Origin of the sequence: Rhodococcus sp. IEGM 1372, from assembly GCF_030056835.1 — a bacterium.
In the GTDB taxonomy this organism is placed as follows: domain Bacteria; phylum Actinomycetota; class Actinomycetes; order Mycobacteriales; family Mycobacteriaceae; genus Rhodococcoides.
Genome location: NZ_JASHKS010000010.1, coordinates 82,940 through 98,542, shown reverse-complemented (window position 1 = coordinate 98,542; position 15,603 = coordinate 82,940). Strand labels below are relative to the sequence as shown.

Below are 15,603 nucleotides of genomic sequence, written 5' to 3'. Positions count from 1 at the left end.
ACTGCCGAGCAGGGGCGCGCACTCGTCAGTAGGGGTGTGAGGTCCACTCCCACGAAGCACCAGCTGAGGCGTCGACCACCGAGGCACCAGCCGAGGCGTCGGACACTGCGGGTGAAGCCGACGATCGCACGCCACCCAAGCCGAAGGCCGGTGGACTCGGATTCGCTCCGGGTGCCAAGGTTCCGGGTCGCCGGAAGTAACCTCACACCCCTTTTACCGACTGCGCGCCCTTGCTCACTGCCGAGCAGGGGCGCGCACTCGTCAGTAGGGGTGTGAGGTCCACTCCCACGAGTTATCCACAGGCAGCGAGTTATCCACAATCGGCCACTGGGGGCTTGTCGAATGCGATTGCGCCCGAAAGCATTTCTTCATGACCCGCATCGTCTCGCGATCCGACGCACTCTCCCGCGGAATTTCCGACGCAGAGTTGCAGCGCTACTGCCGAACGCGAGCATGGCGTCGACTCCGTCCCGGACGGTTCGTCAGCAGAGACGAATTCGACGCCCTGCCCAGGGAAGACAAGCATCGAGTGATCGCCGAGGCCGTGTTCGACGCGACCATCGCCCCCGATGCCGTTGTCAGCCATGTGAGTGCGGCTGTCTTCCACGGTCTCGATGTGTGGAATGCCGACCTGAGCCGGGTGCACATCACGCGCAATCGCGCCCGGGGCGGAGGTCGGAGCAGTGCCGTTCGCGCAGTGCACACCTCGCCGTACACCGACGAGGAAGTCGTGGATTTCGACGGCGTTCGGGTCACCGCTCTGGCGCGCACAGTTGCCGATTGCGCTCGCTCACTTCCGTTCGAGACGGCTGTCTGTATCGCGGACTTCGCGGCGAGAGCACGCGGACTCGCTGCCGAAGATTTTGTCGCGGCACTAGATTCGTGCCCGAACCATCCGGGCAATCGGCTGGCGCGTCGGGTTGCGGAGTTCATGGACGGCCGGTCCGAGAGTGTCGGGGAATCACGCGCCCGTGTGGTGCTGCATCATCTCGGCTACACCCCACAGCTGCAGGTACCGATCACGGATTCCCGGGGCTTCGTCGGGCGCGTGGATTTCGATCTGCCCGACATCGAGACTGTTCTCGAATTCGACGGCAAGGTGAAGTACGGGCGCTACGTGCCCGAGGGTAAATCTGCGGCCGATGTGTTGTGGGAAGAGAAGCGCCGCGAGGATCGCATTCGCGCAACCGGCCGTCAGGTGGTGCGAATTGCCTGGTCGGATCTCGATCGTCCCGAGCTCGTCGACCGGATGATCCGCGATGCTGCCGACAGAGCCGGCCGACGCCACCGAGCGACCTTTCTACCGACCGCGCGCCCGTCCTCGCATCGAAATGCAGGCGCGCACCCTGCACAAGCGGTGTGAGGTTCCCGCGAACCCCCCTCGGAAGTAGCCGAATCGGACATCGTGAGTATGGTCGGACGCGAAGGCGTACCGACAAGTAGGGAGCAGGCATGACCGACGACGCGGACAAGCTCTTTCGCCGCTACGACGAGTGGTGGACGGCTCTGTCGCCGGACGACCGAGCGCACGTCGAGCAGTGTTGCGAATCCGGCCGCACCGACGAGCGCCTATGTGCACTCATCCTCGAGAACGACGGTCCGTCGAAGGCAGCGTTCGAGGTGGGCAGCAAGTTGTCCGAGGGCAACAGCAAGTACTGCGCGATCCCCAGTGCACTCCTCGAGTTTCTGGAAGCGAAGCGCGCGCACCCACCACTCAGCTAGAGGGACGCCACAGCTGCAGCTCGGGGATTCCGGGCGGCGTGAACCCCATGACCTGGCCGTAGAAGGACAGTTCGGATTCGCGTGCGTTCACCTGCGTTTCCAGTTTGCGGAACCCGTGTGACTCGCCCGCATAAGCCAGGTAGGCGTGCGGTATCCCCTTGCTCACCATGGCATCTCGGAATCGTTCGGCCTGCGACGGCGGCACGATCGGATCGTCGAGCCCCTGCAACAACAGCACTGGGCAAGAGAGTCCGTCGACGTTGTTCACCGGTGCCCGGGTTCGGTACAGATCGATGGCCTCCGGCAACGGTCCGATGAGCCCGTCGATGTAGCGCGACTCGAAGTCGTGGGTCTCGGCGACGAACAGCTCGAGCTCCGCCACTCCGAAGTACGATGCGCCGCAAGCGAACACATCGGACGACGTCAGCGCAGCCAAGACCGTCCACCCGCCCGCGGAGCCACCTTCGATCGCCAAGCGATTCGGGTCGGCGAGTCCACTGTCGGCCAGCCCCTGCACCGCGGCGATGGTGTCTTCGACGTCGACCACTCCCCACTGCCCGCGCAGCCGGTTGCGGTATTCGCGGCCGTACCCACTGGAACCGCCGTAGTTCACATCGACGACGCCGATGCCGCGGCTGGTGAAGTAGGCGAACAACGGATTCAGAGCGGGTGCCACGTGCGCCGTGGGGCCGCCGTGGACGAAGGCTACGTACGGCGGCAGTTCACCGTCCAGCCCTTCGTAGTCGGGGTTGCGCGGCGCATAAGCGATGGCGTGCACCTCACGGTTCGGCCCCTGGAACGTCACCTGACGCCCCTCGGGCAGGTATGCACTGTCGGGTACGGACTCGAAACCCGAACGCACAGAAGTCAGTTCACGAGATTCGAGGTCGAGTGCGAACAGCGCGCTTGCCACGTGTGCTCCGCCACCCTTGATCAGCACGGTCGAGCCGGAGCGCCCACCGAGCCCCACCGAGGTCATACCGTCGAGCGCGATGTCGTCCAGCACTCCGGACGCAGGGTCGAGCACCGCAAGGGTGTCGGTGCCGACGGTCCGCACGGTGAGCAGTGTCCCGTCGTCCAGTACCTCGTACCAACTCGATCCCAACCGCCACAGCGGAGCACCGAAGTCCGCGTCCAGCGTCAGCAGCGGCGTGACCGACCCGTCGAGCGTGACCGAATACAGGTTCCACCAACCGCTTCGGTCACCGATGGCGTACAGCGACTCGTCGTCGATCCATTCGGGCTGCAGCACAGATTCCTCTGTCGAGCCGAGTAGAACCGTCCAGGACGACGGATCGGCCAGCGAGGCAACGCGCAGTTCGGTTCCGTCCCATGGCATCTGCGGGTGGTTCCACGCGATCCAGGCGATGCGGGTGCCGTCGGGTGACAGTCTCGGGAACGCAAGGAAGTCCGAACCCGCCACCAGCGAGCGCACCCCGCCGCCGCCGAGATCGATGGCCACGATGTCTCGGGACACCGCGCCTGCGTCGTGCATCTCGCGAACTGCGATCACGTCGGTGCCGACCACCGAGAGGTCCGCGTACCGAATGCTCGACGCCACAGCCGGTTTCGGAGTCAGCGGCACGGGTGCGCCGCCGGGGGTGAGTCGGTAGACGCGTTGATCGGAGAACTCGGCGAACACCAGGTCGCCGTCTGCCGTCGCAGTCCAGGCTCCCCCGCCGTATTCGTGGACGCGGGTGCGGGCGTTGAACGGTGCGGGCAGAACCGGCTTCACTTCTCCGTCGACATACCGGCAGATGGCCGTTCGGCCTTGTTCGGCGGGCCGCAGTTCCGACCACCAGATCTCACTGCCGACGAAGCGCCCGCCCTCGACGGGGTGGCCCGCCGACGACAGATCTGCTGCGGTGATGGGCGAGGGCCAGGATCCGAAGGCGAGAGCAGTCACGCCGTCCACCCTAGTGAACTGACGTGCACGTAACGCGTTGTTCACCGGCCCTTCAATCATGACCCGGATGATGGGAGTCGAGTAGCACTAGGGGGACACCATGCGCCGGACCACTACCCATTCGGTGGACCACGAAATTCTGACCTTCGGCCGAACCTGGCGGGGATACGGCGGTGGCAGCGACGAGGACATCTACGTGGCATTCGGCATCGACGCGCGTACCTACTTCCAGCGATTGCGTCGCATCCTGGATTCGCCGGTCGCCGAGGACCTGTCCCCGGACGAGCGGTCCGCGATCGCCGACATCTGCCGATTGCGCCTCGGCTGAGCAGCTACACCGGCACCAACAGTTCGGGACTGTTGTTCTTCACGCTGTTGACGGCGGTGCTCACCTCGTAGGGCTCGAGCCGCGGCTCGGGGATGGCCGCCAACAGATCCTGCACGTCGCCGAGATCGGTCACAGTGGGGTCGAGCCAGCTCGAGCGCAGCTCCGGCGGAAGCACCACCGGCGAGCGATCGTGAATGTGCCCGAGCGCATCGGCTGCAGGCGAGGTGAGCACGGTGACCGACCAGACCCACCGATCCTCGTCGTCCTCGGCCTTGGTGGGGTCTCGCCACAGCTCGTACAGGCCGGCCATCGCGAGCACGCCTTCCGTATGCAGGAAGTACGGCACTTTGCCGCCGTCGCGCTTCTCCCATTCGTAGTAGCCGTCGGCGGGCACGATGCATCGTCGACGGCTCGCCGCCTTCTTGAACGACGGCTTCTCGGTGATGGTCTCCGACCTGGCGTTGATCAGTCGAGAACCGATTTTGGCGTCTTTCGCCCACGAGGGGATCAGGCCCCAGCGCACCGACCGCAGTTGTCGCACGGCGTCGGCCTCGGGTTCGTCCTTCGGCGCGCGCTCGATCACCGTCCGGACCGTCTGGGTGGGGGCCACGTTGTACGACGGCGGCACCTCCGCACCGACGGTCTCGGCGATGTCGAAAACCGCCTGCAGGTCACTGTCACTCCGGGTACTGGCATACCGTCCGCACATGGAACGAGATTGTTCCACCCGCCACCGACATGTCGGACGAAACAACCTCGTGGAATTACGTGGCACCCACCTGGCACGATGTGACGGGTGACCACTCCGCAGATCCACTCCCAGCCGCGTTACCGCACGTTGCAGCAGTCGACCAAGCTGCAGAACGTGCTGTACGAGATCCGCGGACCGGTACACGCCCATGCCGCCCGGCTCGAGGCGGAGGGGCACCGCATCCTCAAGCTCAACATCGGTAACCCTGCCCCGTTCGGGTTCGAGGCCCCCGATGTGATCGTGCGGGACATGATCGCGGCGCTGCCGGTGGCACAGGGATACTCGGAATCGAAGGGCATTCTGTCCGCTCGGCGCGCCATCGTCACCCGATACGAGCTCGAACCGGGTTTCCCCGAGCTCGACGTCGACGACATCTATCTCGGCAACGGAGTCTCCGAGCTCATCACGATGACGATGCAGGCCTTGCTCGACGACGGTGACGAGGTACTGATCCCGGCCCCGGACTATCCGCTGTGGACGGCGATGACGACACTGTCCGGCGGCAAGGCCGTGCACTACATGTGCGACGAGGAGAACGGGTGGAACCCCGATCTGGCCGACATCGAGTCCAAGATCACCCCGAAGACCGTCGCCCTGCTGGTGATCAACCCCAACAACCCGACGGGCGCGGTGTACTCGAAGGAGGTGCTGCAGGGCATCGTCGATCTGGCGCGCAAGCATCAGCTGCTGTTGCTGGCGGACGAGATCTACGACCGGATCCTCTACGACGACGCCCAGCACACCTCGCTGGCGAGTCTGGCTCCCGACCTGCTCTGCCTGACGTACAACGGACTGTCCAAGGCGTATCGAGTGGCCGGTTACCGCGCCGGCTGGCTCGCGATCACCGGACCGAAGAAGCACGCCGCAGGATTCATCGAAGGTATCGACCTTCTCGCGTCGACGCGACTGTGCCCCAATGTGCCTGCGCAACATGCCATTCAGGTCGCACTCGGTGGCTATCAGAGCATCGAGGATCTGATCCTGCCCGGCGGCCGTCTGCTCGAGCAGCGCGACGTCGCATGGGAGAAACTCAACGCGATTCACGGCGTCTCGTGCGTCAAACCGCGGGGTGCGCTGTACGCGTTTCCGCGACTCGACCCCGAAGTACACGAAATCTACGACGACGAAAAGCTGGTCCAGGACCTGTTGCTGCAGGAGAAAATCCTCGTGGTTCAAGGCACCGGATTCAACTGGCCCGGCCACGATCACATCCGCATCGTGACTCTGCCGTGGGCGCGAGACCTGGCGGTGGCGATCGAGAGGTTCGGTAACTTCCTCGCGTCGTACAAGCAGTGACGCCGGAAGTTACTCGAAAGTAGTTGAAAGTGATGCACAAAACATCGGCGTGATCCCGCCTCGGCGACGAATGATCTGTACATTGGCGGACGGCACTTCGGTGCCCGCGAGCCCTGGTCGTCCCCTCCCCCCCGGGTCGGTCAGGTGGTGGCGGGGGACGCCCCCCTGCTCCCCGCCACCGAGCTCCTCGCATCTGTCACCAACCTGGCCCCGTACTAGCCTTGCATGGTGGAACCACACGGCAATCCTCCCGACGGCACCAAGCCGAGCCTCGACTCCTACGCTGGCCACGGGCACGGGCACGGCCACAGCGATACTCCGGTTCCGTTGGGACCGGTGGCGGCCAAGGTGGTCGTCGGACTGTTGGTCGCCATTGCCATCGCCGTGATCGGTGGTGCGATCGCTCTGTGGCCGAGCCAGCAGAGCGTCGACATCCCGTTGCCGTTCCAGACCTCCGGCGGTGGCGCAGTGTCCACCGAGGCGGGCACCATCACCTCGCAGAGCATCGGGCCCTGCGGAAGTCCCGACGCCGGAAGACCGTTCACCGGTGACCCGACCCCCGCGGTGAACGACTCCTACGAATGCCAGCGCAGCATCGTCGACATCACCACGGGCGAGGACGCGGGCAAGCGCACGGTACTCGAGATCGCTCCGGGGCCCGGGCAACCGACTCTGAGTGCCGGCGAGGACATCCGGTTGGTCGTGCAGACCGACCCTGCCGGTGGAGTCCGCTACTCCTTCAACGACTATTCCCGCGGGCTACCGTTGGCGCTGATCGTAGGCGTGTTCGCCGTGGTCATCTGCGTCGTCGCCCGCTGGCGGGGATTCCGCGCACTGGTCGGCCTGCTCATCGCGTTCGCCGTGCTGGTCGTGTTCATGCTGCCCGCCCTGCTCGACGGTGCACCCGCCATTCCGGTGGCCCTCGTCGCCGGTGCGGTGATTCTGTATGCCGTGCTCTATCTGGCGCACGGGGTGAACCTTCGGACCAGCTCGGCGCTGCTGGGCACCCTCACCTCGATGGCGGTGGCGGCAGTGCTGTCGTACGTCGCCATCCGCATGACCCACCTGACCGGATTGTCCGAGGAACAGAACACCGCCGTACAGACGTACATCGGCAACGTCAGCGTCACCGGTCTACTGTTGGCCGGCTTCATCATCGGCTCGCTCGGTGTGCTCAACGACGTGACGATCACGCAGGCGTCCGCGGCTTTCGAGCTCGCCTCGGTGGACGAGACGGCGTCGCGGCGCGAGATCTTCACCGCCACGATGCGGGTGGGTCGCGATCACATCGCCAGTACCGTCTACACCCTCGTGCTCGCCTACGCCGGTGGCGCACTGCCGCTGCTGCTGCTCTTCAGCGTCGCCGACCGGTCCATCCAGGACGTGCTCACCGGCGATTCGGTGGCCATCGAGATCGTCCGCTCCGCAGTCGGCGGTGTGGCGCTTGCCCTGTCGGTTCCGCTGACCACGGCGATCGCCGTGCTGTTGGCCCGCCCCATCAACGTGGGCGGGCCCTCCAACCGAGCGCAGCGCCGGGCGACGGCACCCACCCGCAAGAGCAGGCGCTCCGGCCGTCACAGCGCGTGAGCGGCTCCGCCGCATGTGAGCAGAACTTCGTAGCAGGAGCCGAACTTCCGTGCACGTGCGGCGCAGCCGCTCAGGCGAACGCAGCGGCGACGGTCTCCGACAGCAGTGCACCGTTGTGCGTGCTCAGGCCGGCTTTGAGACCCGGGTCCGCCTCGCAGGCAGCTTCCCAGCCCTTGTCGGCGAGTGCGACGACGTACGGCAGGGTGGCGTTGGTGAGCGCGTAGGTGGACGTGCGCGGTACGGCACCGGGCATGTTGGCGACGCAGTAGAACACCGACTCGTGCACCTTGTACGTGGGATCGGCGTGGGTGGTGGCGTGCGAATCCTCGAAGCAGCCGCCCTGATCGATGGCGATGTCGACCAGAACCGAACCCGGCTTCATACGCTGAACCAGACTGTTGGACACGAGCTTCGGTGCCTTCGCTCCGGGCACCAACACTGCGCCGATGACGAGATCCGCTGCGAGAACGGCCTGTTCGAGCTCGTAAGCGTTGGATACCAGAGTTTTCACCGCACCGCGGTACTGATCGTCGATGGCGCGCAGCGCCTTCACATCGAGATCGAGCACGGTGACGTCGGCGTGCATGCCGAAAGCGATTGCGGTGGCGTTCCTTCCGGACACGCCGGCTCCGATCACCACGACGTTGGCGGGGCGGACTCCGGGAACTCCGCCCATCAGAACTCCGCGCCCGCCTTCACTGGACATCAGGTGGTAGGCACCGGCCTGCGGCGCGAGGCGTCCGGCAACCTCACTCATCGGGGCGAGCAACGGCAGGGAACCGTCTGCAGCAGTGACTGTTTCGTAGGCGATGGCGGTGGTACCCGACTCGAGCAGCGCATCGGTGCACGGCTTGGACGCCGCGAGGTGCAGGTAGGTGAACAGCACCTGCCCCTTCCTCAGGCGTGAATACTCCTCGGCGATGGGTTCTTTGACCTTCAACAGCAGGTGCGCAGACTCCCAGACCTCGGCGACATCGGTGAGAATCTGCGCTCCGGCGGCCTTGTAGTCGGTATCGGTGAACGACGAACCGGCTCCTGCCTCGGTTTCGATGATCACTTCGTGTCCTCGCGAGACCAGTTCGTGCACGCCTGCCGGGGTGATGGCCACCCGGTATTCGTGGTTCTTGATCTCGCGTGGAATTCCGATCTTCATGGCGGCCTCCTCGGTGGCGGGTGATGTGAAGCCGGGGCTCCATCCGTGTAGGCCAACTATGAATTATCTACGAAATACCCGCAACGGAAGTGAATATAATTCTGTACAATCCCAGAATGGTGAGCAATAGTTCGTTCGAGACGGGTGAAGCGGGGTCTCGGTCGAACGATGTTCGGTCGGTGCCACTGGACCGAATCGACCACATCCTGCTCGACGAGCTCCGCCGCGACGCCCGTACACCAAACAACGCGCTCGCTGCCGCGGCCGGGATCGCACCGTCGACCGCACTGGCGCGGGTTCGTGCTCTGGTCGAACGCGGCGTCATCCGCGGCTTCCACGCCGAGATAGACCCCGAGGCACTCGGCCAGGGCATTCAGGCCATGATCTCGGTTCGGCTGCAAGCAGATGCTCGACGACGCATCAGCGAATTCGGTTCGAAGATCGCCTCACGGAAGGAGACGCTGAACATCTACTTCATTGCCGGTGCGGACGACTTCCTGGTGCATGTGGCAACCGTCGACACCGCCACTCTTCGCGACTTCGTCGTCGAGAATCTCAGCGCCGACCCTGCTGTGGCCGCTACCGAGACCATCCTGATCTTCGAGCACATCAGGCCGCGAAACACTCACGGAGAGAAGTGAATCGGGTCAGGGAGCGGGCGGAGCGATCGGCGGGAAACCGGGCAGCGTGAACTCCGGGAAGCCTGGTATCAGCGGTGGTGGCTGCTGCGTCGTCGGAGGAACGGTCTCGACGGGTGGCAGCGGAGCAGGCTCGGCCGTGGTCGTGGTCGTCGTCGGCTCCGGCGTCCACGGCTCCTGGTAGACCTCGGTCTCCGGTGGCACGGTGGTCGGTTCGACCGTGGTTTCCGGTGCAGGTGCGGGCGGCGGCAACACCGGCGCTGGTGTCACCGACGTGGGCGGCACCGTGGTGGTGGCAACGGGAGCTTCGGTCTGGTTCCGACTGACCGAGGTGTCGACCACCTGCGGTGTGTTCTGCTGGGTGATCATGAACGCGGAGCCGCCCACCACCAACGCGAGACCGAGCGCGAGAACACCTCCGGTGCGGAGCTTGCGCCGAGCCCGGGTGCGGTCGTCCTCGCCGTCGTCGTCGTCGTAATCGGCGTCGAGCCAGTAGACGTTCTTCAGCTGGAACGGAACCGGCTTGCCGTCGTCTGCTGCCTCGGGCCTGGCAGCAGAGTTCTCGGCAGACGAATCCCCCGTGTTCGCGCTCAACGCAACGACCTCCCCGTCGACCCGCGCCCCCTGCACGTGGCCGTCGAGAACATCTTCCACCACCGGTGAGGTCTCCGGAACCGAATCGACTGCACCGGATTCGGCGGAGTCGGTGAACCTCGAGGAAGCGAATTCTCCCGAGGTACCGGCGGAATCGGCCGGGACTTCTGACGCCGGGCCTTCTGACGCCGGGCCTTCGGACACCGGCACTTCGGACACCGGCACCTCGGACACCGTGTCCTGCGAGTGCGCGCCGACCGCTCCCGCCGCTATCCAGGGACGGGCCGGAACAGGACGCGCCGGCGAGGGAGCGGGGACAGGCACACCGGGCGCGGCGTGCTGGGACTCGGTATTCGCCGGAACCGGACGGACCGGCGCGGGTAGCGGCGGCGGCACCGGCACGGAAGCCGGTTCCGAGCGGACCCGCGACGTGGGTTCGGTGGTCATCGGCGCAGCGGACGTCGCCGGCCGATTCGGTGCCCGTCTCGTTCCGGTTCGCGTGCGTGAATGCGGCCGAGCGGCCAGTGCCGCTCCACGTGCAGCGACGGTCTCGGGCTCGGTCGGCACGATCGACGGGAGTTCGAGCAGTGGTCCGACGCGTTTCTGCACGATCGGCATGCGAGCTCCACCGCCGATCAGTACGACGGCGTCGATCGGAACGTTGGCACCGATCATCACGTCGCGCGCGAACTCGATGGCCTCGTCGAGCAGGTCGGTGATGAGCAGCTCGAAGTTCTCTCGGGAGAGCAGGATCATGCCGCTGGCGTCGGGCAGACATACCGCGTCCTGAGTGGACAAGCGTTCCTTGGCAATTCGGCAGCGCTTCTCGAACAACGCCATGTCGGGGTCGGTCGGCTGCTTGCCGAGGCGTTGGAGCTGATTGTTGCGCACGTAGGCGTCGAGCAGATCTCCGCTGTACGCACCGGATCGCTGCGAGGCGATGACGGTGCGCTGGACCAGGTCCACGACGCTGACGGTCAGTCCGGAACTTCCGAGGTCGAAGAGGGCGACGGAATTGCAGTTGCGGGCTTCGCCCGTTGCCGCCAGGTACTCGACGACGGCCTCCACCTCGGGGACCAGGTGGTAGTTGTGCAGGCGCGCACCGCTGAGGGCAGCATGCAGCGCGTCGGCCTGGCGGGGGTCGCGGTAGGCGACGCCGGTGGCCAGTTCGGGCTCGCTCTCGGCTGCGGCACCGATCGATTCGGCGGCCAGATGCGGAAGGTCTCCGCCGACGCTGTCGATGAGTTCGTTGCGGAAGAACAAGGGCCGGTCGATGTCGGTGACCAGGCCGGATGGGTCGCCGACGGGTGACCCGAACTGTTCGGCTCGGGGCTGCGCCGTGCGCACGGCTCGGGTCCCCATGGACACCCCAAGCAGCACAGTCACAGTTGTCGGCCTCATTTCGATCGGCAGTTGTCTTCGGACGCGGTCCACCTCGTCCAGAGCGCCAGGCTACCGCTTCGGCCGAATCGGCGGGGCGCGCGCCCCGGCGGTGGGCGGAGCCGGGCGCAGTGAAACCGGTCGCGCTCCCCACCCGGTTGGCTCGAACCGGACCCGAGGTCTATTCCGGCAGCTCCGGATCGACAGTCGGTAGGTACAGCTCGCCGGCGTAGGTGAACTCGCGCTCGTACAGGTCCGCGTCGGACAATCGAGCGGGCCCGAGCACCGGCAGCTCGGCGGGTCCCGGATCGACCCCGTCGGCCGGACCCGCGACGGCAGAAAGCGCAGCGGCGAACGTGGAATCGGTGGGAATCTGCTGGTCGATCAGCGGAGTGGGCGGCGGTGTGTTTCCCCGGGTGAACACCAGTCCCATTACCGCGACGATCAGCAGACTCACGGCGGCGAGCACGGACGCATCCCGAATCGACCAGGTGCGTCGGCCGCGGCGAACCGGCTCGGCGACGACCCCCGGCTCGGGTGCCGCGGGTTCGAGCACCTCGGGCTGCAGGAGTGCAGGTTCGTCGAGGTCGATGTCTGCCGGGGCCGTGTCGAAGGTGGTCGACGGGATCGTCAGATCCTCGGTCGCGAGTTGGTCGACGGTGAGGCCGTCGACCATCCACTCCTCGACGGTGTCGAAGTCCAGCATCTCCGGCTCGGCGAGCATCTCGGGCGCATCGAGCAGTTCCGATGCATCGTCCGGGACGGTGATGATTCCCACATCGGCATGAAGAGAGCCGTCGAAAGGGGTTTCGGCGGGCCTTTCGTCGAGTGCCGCGCCCTCGGCGATGGCCATTGCAGGGTCGTCCGGCACGTGGACGGGAACGTTCCACTTGTCCTCGATGATGGTGCGCACCGCGGGGATGGCTGCACCGCCGCCGATCAGCAGTACGGCATCGGGTGCCTGCTTGGAGGCCCAGTCCAAGGCGTCGGAGACGAGCGGTGTGATCTCTCGCTCGAATTCCTTTCGGCTGAGCAACATCGGGCCGCGGTTGGGTGCCCGGACGCCGACCGACGAGCTCACCAACTCCTTGAGCTCGCGGAAGAAGGCCTGGTACTCCTGATCGCCCTCGGGGCCGACCGGAGCCGGCAGAATGCCCTTGGCCATCACGATGCCGCGGACCACCTCGTCGAAGCGGTCACCGCTGATGTCGACGGTGCGTGCGGTCCACTCGACGTACTCTCCCGCGACATCGAGTGCGGTGGCCGAAAGCCCCTTCTTTCCCAGGTCGACGACCAGGACGTAGTCCTTGTCGGCCAGTTCCGGAACGGTGCGGGCATAGGCGAGCAGGGCGCGGGACTCCTCGACCATGCGAGCTTTCGGCACGGTGCCGTCGCCGAGGGTCTCCAGCAGCGCCGTCACGGCTGCGGTGTCCCATCCTGCGAGGACGATGTCCTCGAACGGCCCGAGGTCGACGAGCTTGCCGGGCAGCAGGTCGTGTGCACCCTCTGCGTCGATGGAGTCCTCGACGCGGCGGCCGTCGGCGATGTACGCGATGCGCACGGCACCGGTACCCACTGACACCCCGCAGACTCCACCCATAGACCAGACAGTCCTTCACAGATTGTGTTTCGACGCCCGATCCGGCGCCCGTACGAGCCCCCGCTCCACTCGAAGTGTACGGCGGCTCGGATACCCGATGCGGGCATCCCGGTAACGCTACTAAACAATCTGCGATATTGTTTAAGAGGGTCTGGGGAGACTTTGGGTCGAAAAGGCGCACTGCCAGCCGACCCTGAGTCGACGACGAGGCCGTCCGGTCTCGTGGTTAACGCGATCGGTGGAGGTTTCGATGCAGACGCTCAATGCTCACGACGTGGTTCGAGTGCGAACCGTTCTGGAGAAATTCGGAAAGCTGCCGGTTCCCGTTGAGGGCATCGACGAAGCTGCCGATCTCTACGACAGCGGCCTCACCTCGCACGCCAGTGTCAACGTGATGATCGCGCTCGAGGACGAGTTCGACGTCGAATTCCCCGACACCATGTTGCAGAAGTCGACCTTCGGCAGCATCAACGCGATCGCCGCGGCCATCGCTCAGCTGACGGACTGAGGCCATGACCACCGTCTACGAGAGCTCGATCGACCAGTCGATCACCGACGTGCTGGCCGTGCTGCGGACCTACGCCGACGAAGTCGATCGCGATGCCCGTTTCCCCACCGAATCGGTGGATGCGCTGCGCGACGCCGGCTTGCTCGGGGTCGGAATTCCGCGGGAGTTCGGCGGAGGCGGGGCAACACTGAACGACATAGCCCGGATCTCGCGCGCCCTCGGTGCCGAGTGCGCATCGACGGCGATGATCTTCGTCATGCACCAGTCACAGGTGCTCAGCATCGTCCGCCACGGCAAGTCCGACGCCATGGCAGACCTGCAGCGTCGGATCGTGACCGATCGCATACTGGTGGCGTCGGCCACCACCGAGATCAACATCGGCGGCGACGTCCGCTCGAGCAGTTGCGCGGTGGAGTACGACGGTGAGCAGATCACGCTCAGCAAGAACGCACCGGTCATCTCCTACGGCGAGTACGCGCAGATCGTGTTGGCGACGGCGCGGCGCAGCGTCGACAGCCCGCCGAGCGATCAGGTGCTCGTGGTGTGCGAGAAGCCCGACGTGACGCTCGTCAAGACCGGCACCTGGGACACCCTCGGCTTTCGCGGCACCTGCAGCCCCGGCTTCATGCTGGACGCGCGCACGACGACGTCGAACATCCTGGGCGACAACTACGGCGACATCTCCGCTCAGACCATGCTTCCGGTAGCGCACGTGCTGTGGGGATCTGCGTGGCTCGGCATCGCCGACGCGGCGGTCACCAAGGCGCGCAAGTCGGTGCAGAAGGCCGCACGCAAGACTCCGGGAACGCCGCCGCCGAGCGCGCTGCGTCTCGCGGAGCTGATGGTGGTGCACGAGCAGTTGGTGGACACGGTGTTCGGTGCCGCAGCCAAGTTCGAGGCCGTCTCCGACAGCCCTGCCGAGCTCGGAGCCATCGGTTTCGCACTCAAGATCAACAACGTCAAGGTCACCGCGTCGACGCTCGTCATCGACATCGTCGGCAAGGCACTGCAGATCTGTGGCATCTCCGGCTACCGCCAGGACGGCGAGATGAGCATCGGCCGTCATCTCCGCGATGCGCACGGGTCCGCGATCATGGTCAGCAACGAACGCATCCTGGGGCACAACTCGCAGCTCTCCCTCGTCTACAAGGGAAAATGATGACCACCACACACTCCGCACCGGAGACAGACATCAGCGAACTCGACTCGGCCCGAGCCGCTTTCCGCGCCCAGCTCGTCGACGCCGGCTTGCTGGTTCCCAGCTCGATCCCCGGATTGTACGGGCGCAGTGGCGAATTCGAGGACATCATCGAGTTCGTCGATGCCCGCGTCACCGAGGCAGGCGTCGCCGAACACGGCCGTCAGGCCACTCGATTCCGGTTCGCTCCGGTCTTCCCGCGGGAAGCCTTCGAGCGCACCGACTACATCGCGTCGTTCCCCAACCTCACCGGTGCCATCAACACGTTCGAGGGCGACAACAAGGAACACGCGGCGCTGTTGGCGGAACGATCAGACGGTAAGGACTGGGATCACTTTCTGCACTCGGCGGGCACCATGCTGGTCTCGGCTGCCTGCCATCCGTCGTACTCGATGCTCACCGGCACGCTGCCCGACGAGGGCACGCTGATGGACATCTACGGCTACTGCTTCCGGCACGAACCCGCGGTGGATCCGGCTCGGATGCAGGCATTTCGGATGCACGAGTTCGTTCGAGTCGGCACCCCCGACGACGCGATCGCACACCGCGAACGCTGGGTACCGCGCGGTCTTCAGGTGCTGGCAGATCTGGGGTTGGAAGCCGAGGCGGTCATCGCCAACGACCCGTTCTTCGGGCGCGCCGGACGCATGCTCGCGGCGAACCAGCGCAACGAGAACCTCAAGACCGAACTGGTCGTCAAGCTCTACGGAGATCTCGACGAGGGCACCGCGGTCGTCTCGTGCAACTGCCACCGCGATCACTTCGGGCACACCTTCGGCATCGAGACGGTCGATGGTGAACCGGCCCACAGCGCCTGCGTCGGCTTCGGCATGGAACGCATCGCCTTGGCGATGCTCCGCACCCATGGACTCGATCGATCGGCCTGGCCTGCCGCACTGCGCAACTGATCGATACCGCTTCACCCGTGTACGTACACGAAGG

General features: G+C 65.6%; 14 protein-coding genes. 9 read left to right on the top strand and 5 right to left on the bottom strand.

Features of this window, described 5'->3' with window-relative positions; translation table 11 throughout:
- Nucleotides 1–370 precede the first annotated feature (370 nt).
- Both QM590_RS11940 and QM590_RS11935 read left to right on the top strand, forming a co-directional pair.
- Entirely contained in the window at nucleotides 371–1,363 is a 993-nt protein-coding gene (locus QM590_RS11940) for a type IV toxin-antitoxin system AbiEi family antitoxin domain-containing protein (RefSeq protein WP_269594990.1), read from the top strand.
- A gap of 89 nt (nucleotides 1,364–1,452) precedes the next feature.
- Entirely contained in the window at nucleotides 1,453–1,722 is a 270-nt protein-coding gene (locus QM590_RS11935; RefSeq protein ID WP_068055411.1) for a hypothetical protein, read from the top strand.
- Here the strand turns inward: QM590_RS11935 and QM590_RS11930 are convergent.
- Nucleotides 1,715–3,628, bottom strand: coding sequence for a dipeptidyl-peptidase 5 (locus QM590_RS11930; RefSeq protein ID WP_269594991.1), 1,914 nt, complete (start codon nucleotides 3,626–3,628; stop codon nucleotides 1,715–1,717). The genes QM590_RS11935 and QM590_RS11930 overlap by 8 nt on opposite strands.
- A gap of 100 nt (nucleotides 3,629–3,728) precedes the next feature.
- On the opposite strand from QM590_RS11930, the gene QM590_RS11925 reads away from it, so the two are divergent.
- Nucleotides 3,729–3,956, top strand: coding sequence for a DUF3263 domain-containing protein (locus QM590_RS11925; RefSeq protein WP_149407371.1), 228 nt, complete (start codon nucleotides 3,729–3,731; stop codon nucleotides 3,954–3,956).
- A 4-nt stretch (nucleotides 3,957–3,960) separates the two neighbouring features.
- Here the strand turns inward: QM590_RS11925 and QM590_RS11920 are convergent, their stop codons facing one another.
- The gene (locus tag QM590_RS11920) at nucleotides 3,961–4,665 is read right to left on the bottom strand and encodes an SOS response-associated peptidase (protein ID WP_269594992.1); all 705 of its coding nucleotides are present in this window, start codon (nucleotides 4,663–4,665) and stop codon (nucleotides 3,961–3,963) included.
- 87 nt (nucleotides 4,666–4,752) lie between these two features.
- Here QM590_RS11920 and QM590_RS11915 point away from each other — a divergent pair, with 87 nt between their 5' ends.
- Both QM590_RS11915 and QM590_RS11910 read left to right on the top strand, forming a co-directional pair.
- Nucleotides 4,753–6,003 carry a pyridoxal phosphate-dependent aminotransferase gene (locus QM590_RS11915; RefSeq protein WP_094686906.1) on the top strand — a complete coding sequence of 417 codons (1,251 nt, stop codon included), beginning with the start codon at nucleotides 4,753–4,755 and terminating at the stop codon, nucleotides 6,001–6,003.
- A gap of 225 nt (nucleotides 6,004–6,228) precedes the next feature.
- Entirely contained in the window at nucleotides 6,229–7,590 is a 1,362-nt protein-coding gene (locus QM590_RS11910) for a YibE/F family protein (RefSeq protein WP_269594993.1), read from the top strand.
- A gap of 70 nt (nucleotides 7,591–7,660) precedes the next feature.
- Here QM590_RS11910 and ald read toward each other — a convergent pair whose 3' ends face one another.
- A complete protein-coding gene (ald, locus tag QM590_RS11905) occupies nucleotides 7,661–8,743 on the bottom strand; it encodes an alanine dehydrogenase (protein ID WP_269594994.1) in 1,083 nt (360 codons plus the stop codon).
- Nucleotides 8,744–8,859: 116 nt separating this feature from the next.
- Between ald and QM590_RS11900 the strand changes: the two genes are divergently transcribed.
- Nucleotides 8,860–9,384: an Lrp/AsnC family transcriptional regulator gene (locus tag QM590_RS11900; protein ID WP_068055430.1), complete on the top strand. Its 525-nt coding sequence runs from the start codon at nucleotides 8,860–8,862 to the stop codon at nucleotides 9,382–9,384.
- Nucleotides 9,385–9,390: 6 nt separating this feature from the next.
- On the opposite strand, the gene QM590_RS11895 is transcribed toward QM590_RS11900, so the two are convergent.
- Together QM590_RS11895 and QM590_RS11890 are read right to left on the bottom strand one after the other, a co-directional pair.
- Nucleotides 9,391–11,361 carry an Hsp70 family protein gene (locus tag QM590_RS11895; RefSeq protein WP_269594995.1) on the bottom strand — a complete coding sequence of 657 codons (1,971 nt, stop codon included), beginning with the start codon at nucleotides 11,359–11,361 and terminating at the stop codon, nucleotides 9,391–9,393.
- A gap of 175 nt (nucleotides 11,362–11,536) precedes the next feature.
- Entirely contained in the window at nucleotides 11,537–12,937 is a 1,401-nt protein-coding gene (locus QM590_RS11890) for a DUF7159 family protein (RefSeq protein ID WP_269594996.1), read from the bottom strand.
- Nucleotides 12,938–13,205: 268 nt separating this feature from the next.
- Between QM590_RS11890 and QM590_RS11885 the strand changes: the two genes are divergently transcribed.
- From QM590_RS11885 to QM590_RS11875, 3 genes are read left to right on the top strand one after another with little or no spacing between them, the layout of a single operon-like run.
- Complete coding sequence (locus QM590_RS11885) at nucleotides 13,206–13,463, top strand: acyl carrier protein (protein ID WP_032396368.1); 258 nt, start codon at nucleotides 13,206–13,208, stop codon at nucleotides 13,461–13,463.
- A 4-nt stretch (nucleotides 13,464–13,467) separates the two neighbouring features.
- Nucleotides 13,468–14,622 carry an acyl-CoA dehydrogenase family protein gene (locus QM590_RS11880; RefSeq protein WP_269594997.1) on the top strand — a complete coding sequence of 385 codons (1,155 nt, stop codon included), beginning with the start codon at nucleotides 13,468–13,470 and terminating at the stop codon, nucleotides 14,620–14,622.
- Nucleotides 14,622–15,569 (top strand): amino acid--[acyl-carrier-protein] ligase, encoded by a 948-nt coding sequence (locus QM590_RS11875; RefSeq protein WP_149407378.1) that lies wholly within the window; start codon nucleotides 14,622–14,624, stop codon nucleotides 15,567–15,569. Before QM590_RS11880 ends, QM590_RS11875 begins: the two co-directional genes overlap by 1 nt.
- Nucleotides 15,570–15,603: the final 34 nt, after the last annotated feature.

Coding starts and splice junctions, on each gene's coding strand:
- QM590_RS11940 (WP_269594990.1), top strand. CDS start 371: ATGACCCGCATCGTCTCGCGATCCGACGCACTCTCCCGCGGAATTTCC.
- QM590_RS11935 (WP_068055411.1), top strand. CDS start 1,453: ATGACCGACGACGCGGACAAGCTCTTTCGCCGCTACGACGAGTGGTGG.
- QM590_RS11925 (WP_149407371.1), top strand. CDS start 3,729: ATGCGCCGGACCACTACCCATTCGGTGGACCACGAAATTCTGACCTTC.
- QM590_RS11920 (WP_269594992.1), bottom strand. CDS start 4,665: ATGTGCGGACGGTATGCCAGTACCCGGAGTGACAGTGACCTGCAGGCG.
- QM590_RS11910 (WP_269594993.1), top strand. CDS start 6,229: ATGGTGGAACCACACGGCAATCCTCCCGACGGCACCAAGCCGAGCCTC.
- ald (WP_269594994.1), bottom strand. CDS start 8,743: ATGAAGATCGGAATTCCACGCGAGATCAAGAACCACGAATACCGGGTG.
- QM590_RS11900 (WP_068055430.1), top strand. CDS start 8,860: ATGGTGAGCAATAGTTCGTTCGAGACGGGTGAAGCGGGGTCTCGGTCG.
- QM590_RS11885 (WP_032396368.1), top strand. CDS start 13,206: ATGCAGACGCTCAATGCTCACGACGTGGTTCGAGTGCGAACCGTTCTG.
- QM590_RS11880 (WP_269594997.1), top strand. CDS start 13,468: ATGACCACCGTCTACGAGAGCTCGATCGACCAGTCGATCACCGACGTG.
- QM590_RS11875 (WP_149407378.1), top strand. CDS start 14,622: ATGACCACCACACACTCCGCACCGGAGACAGACATCAGCGAACTCGAC.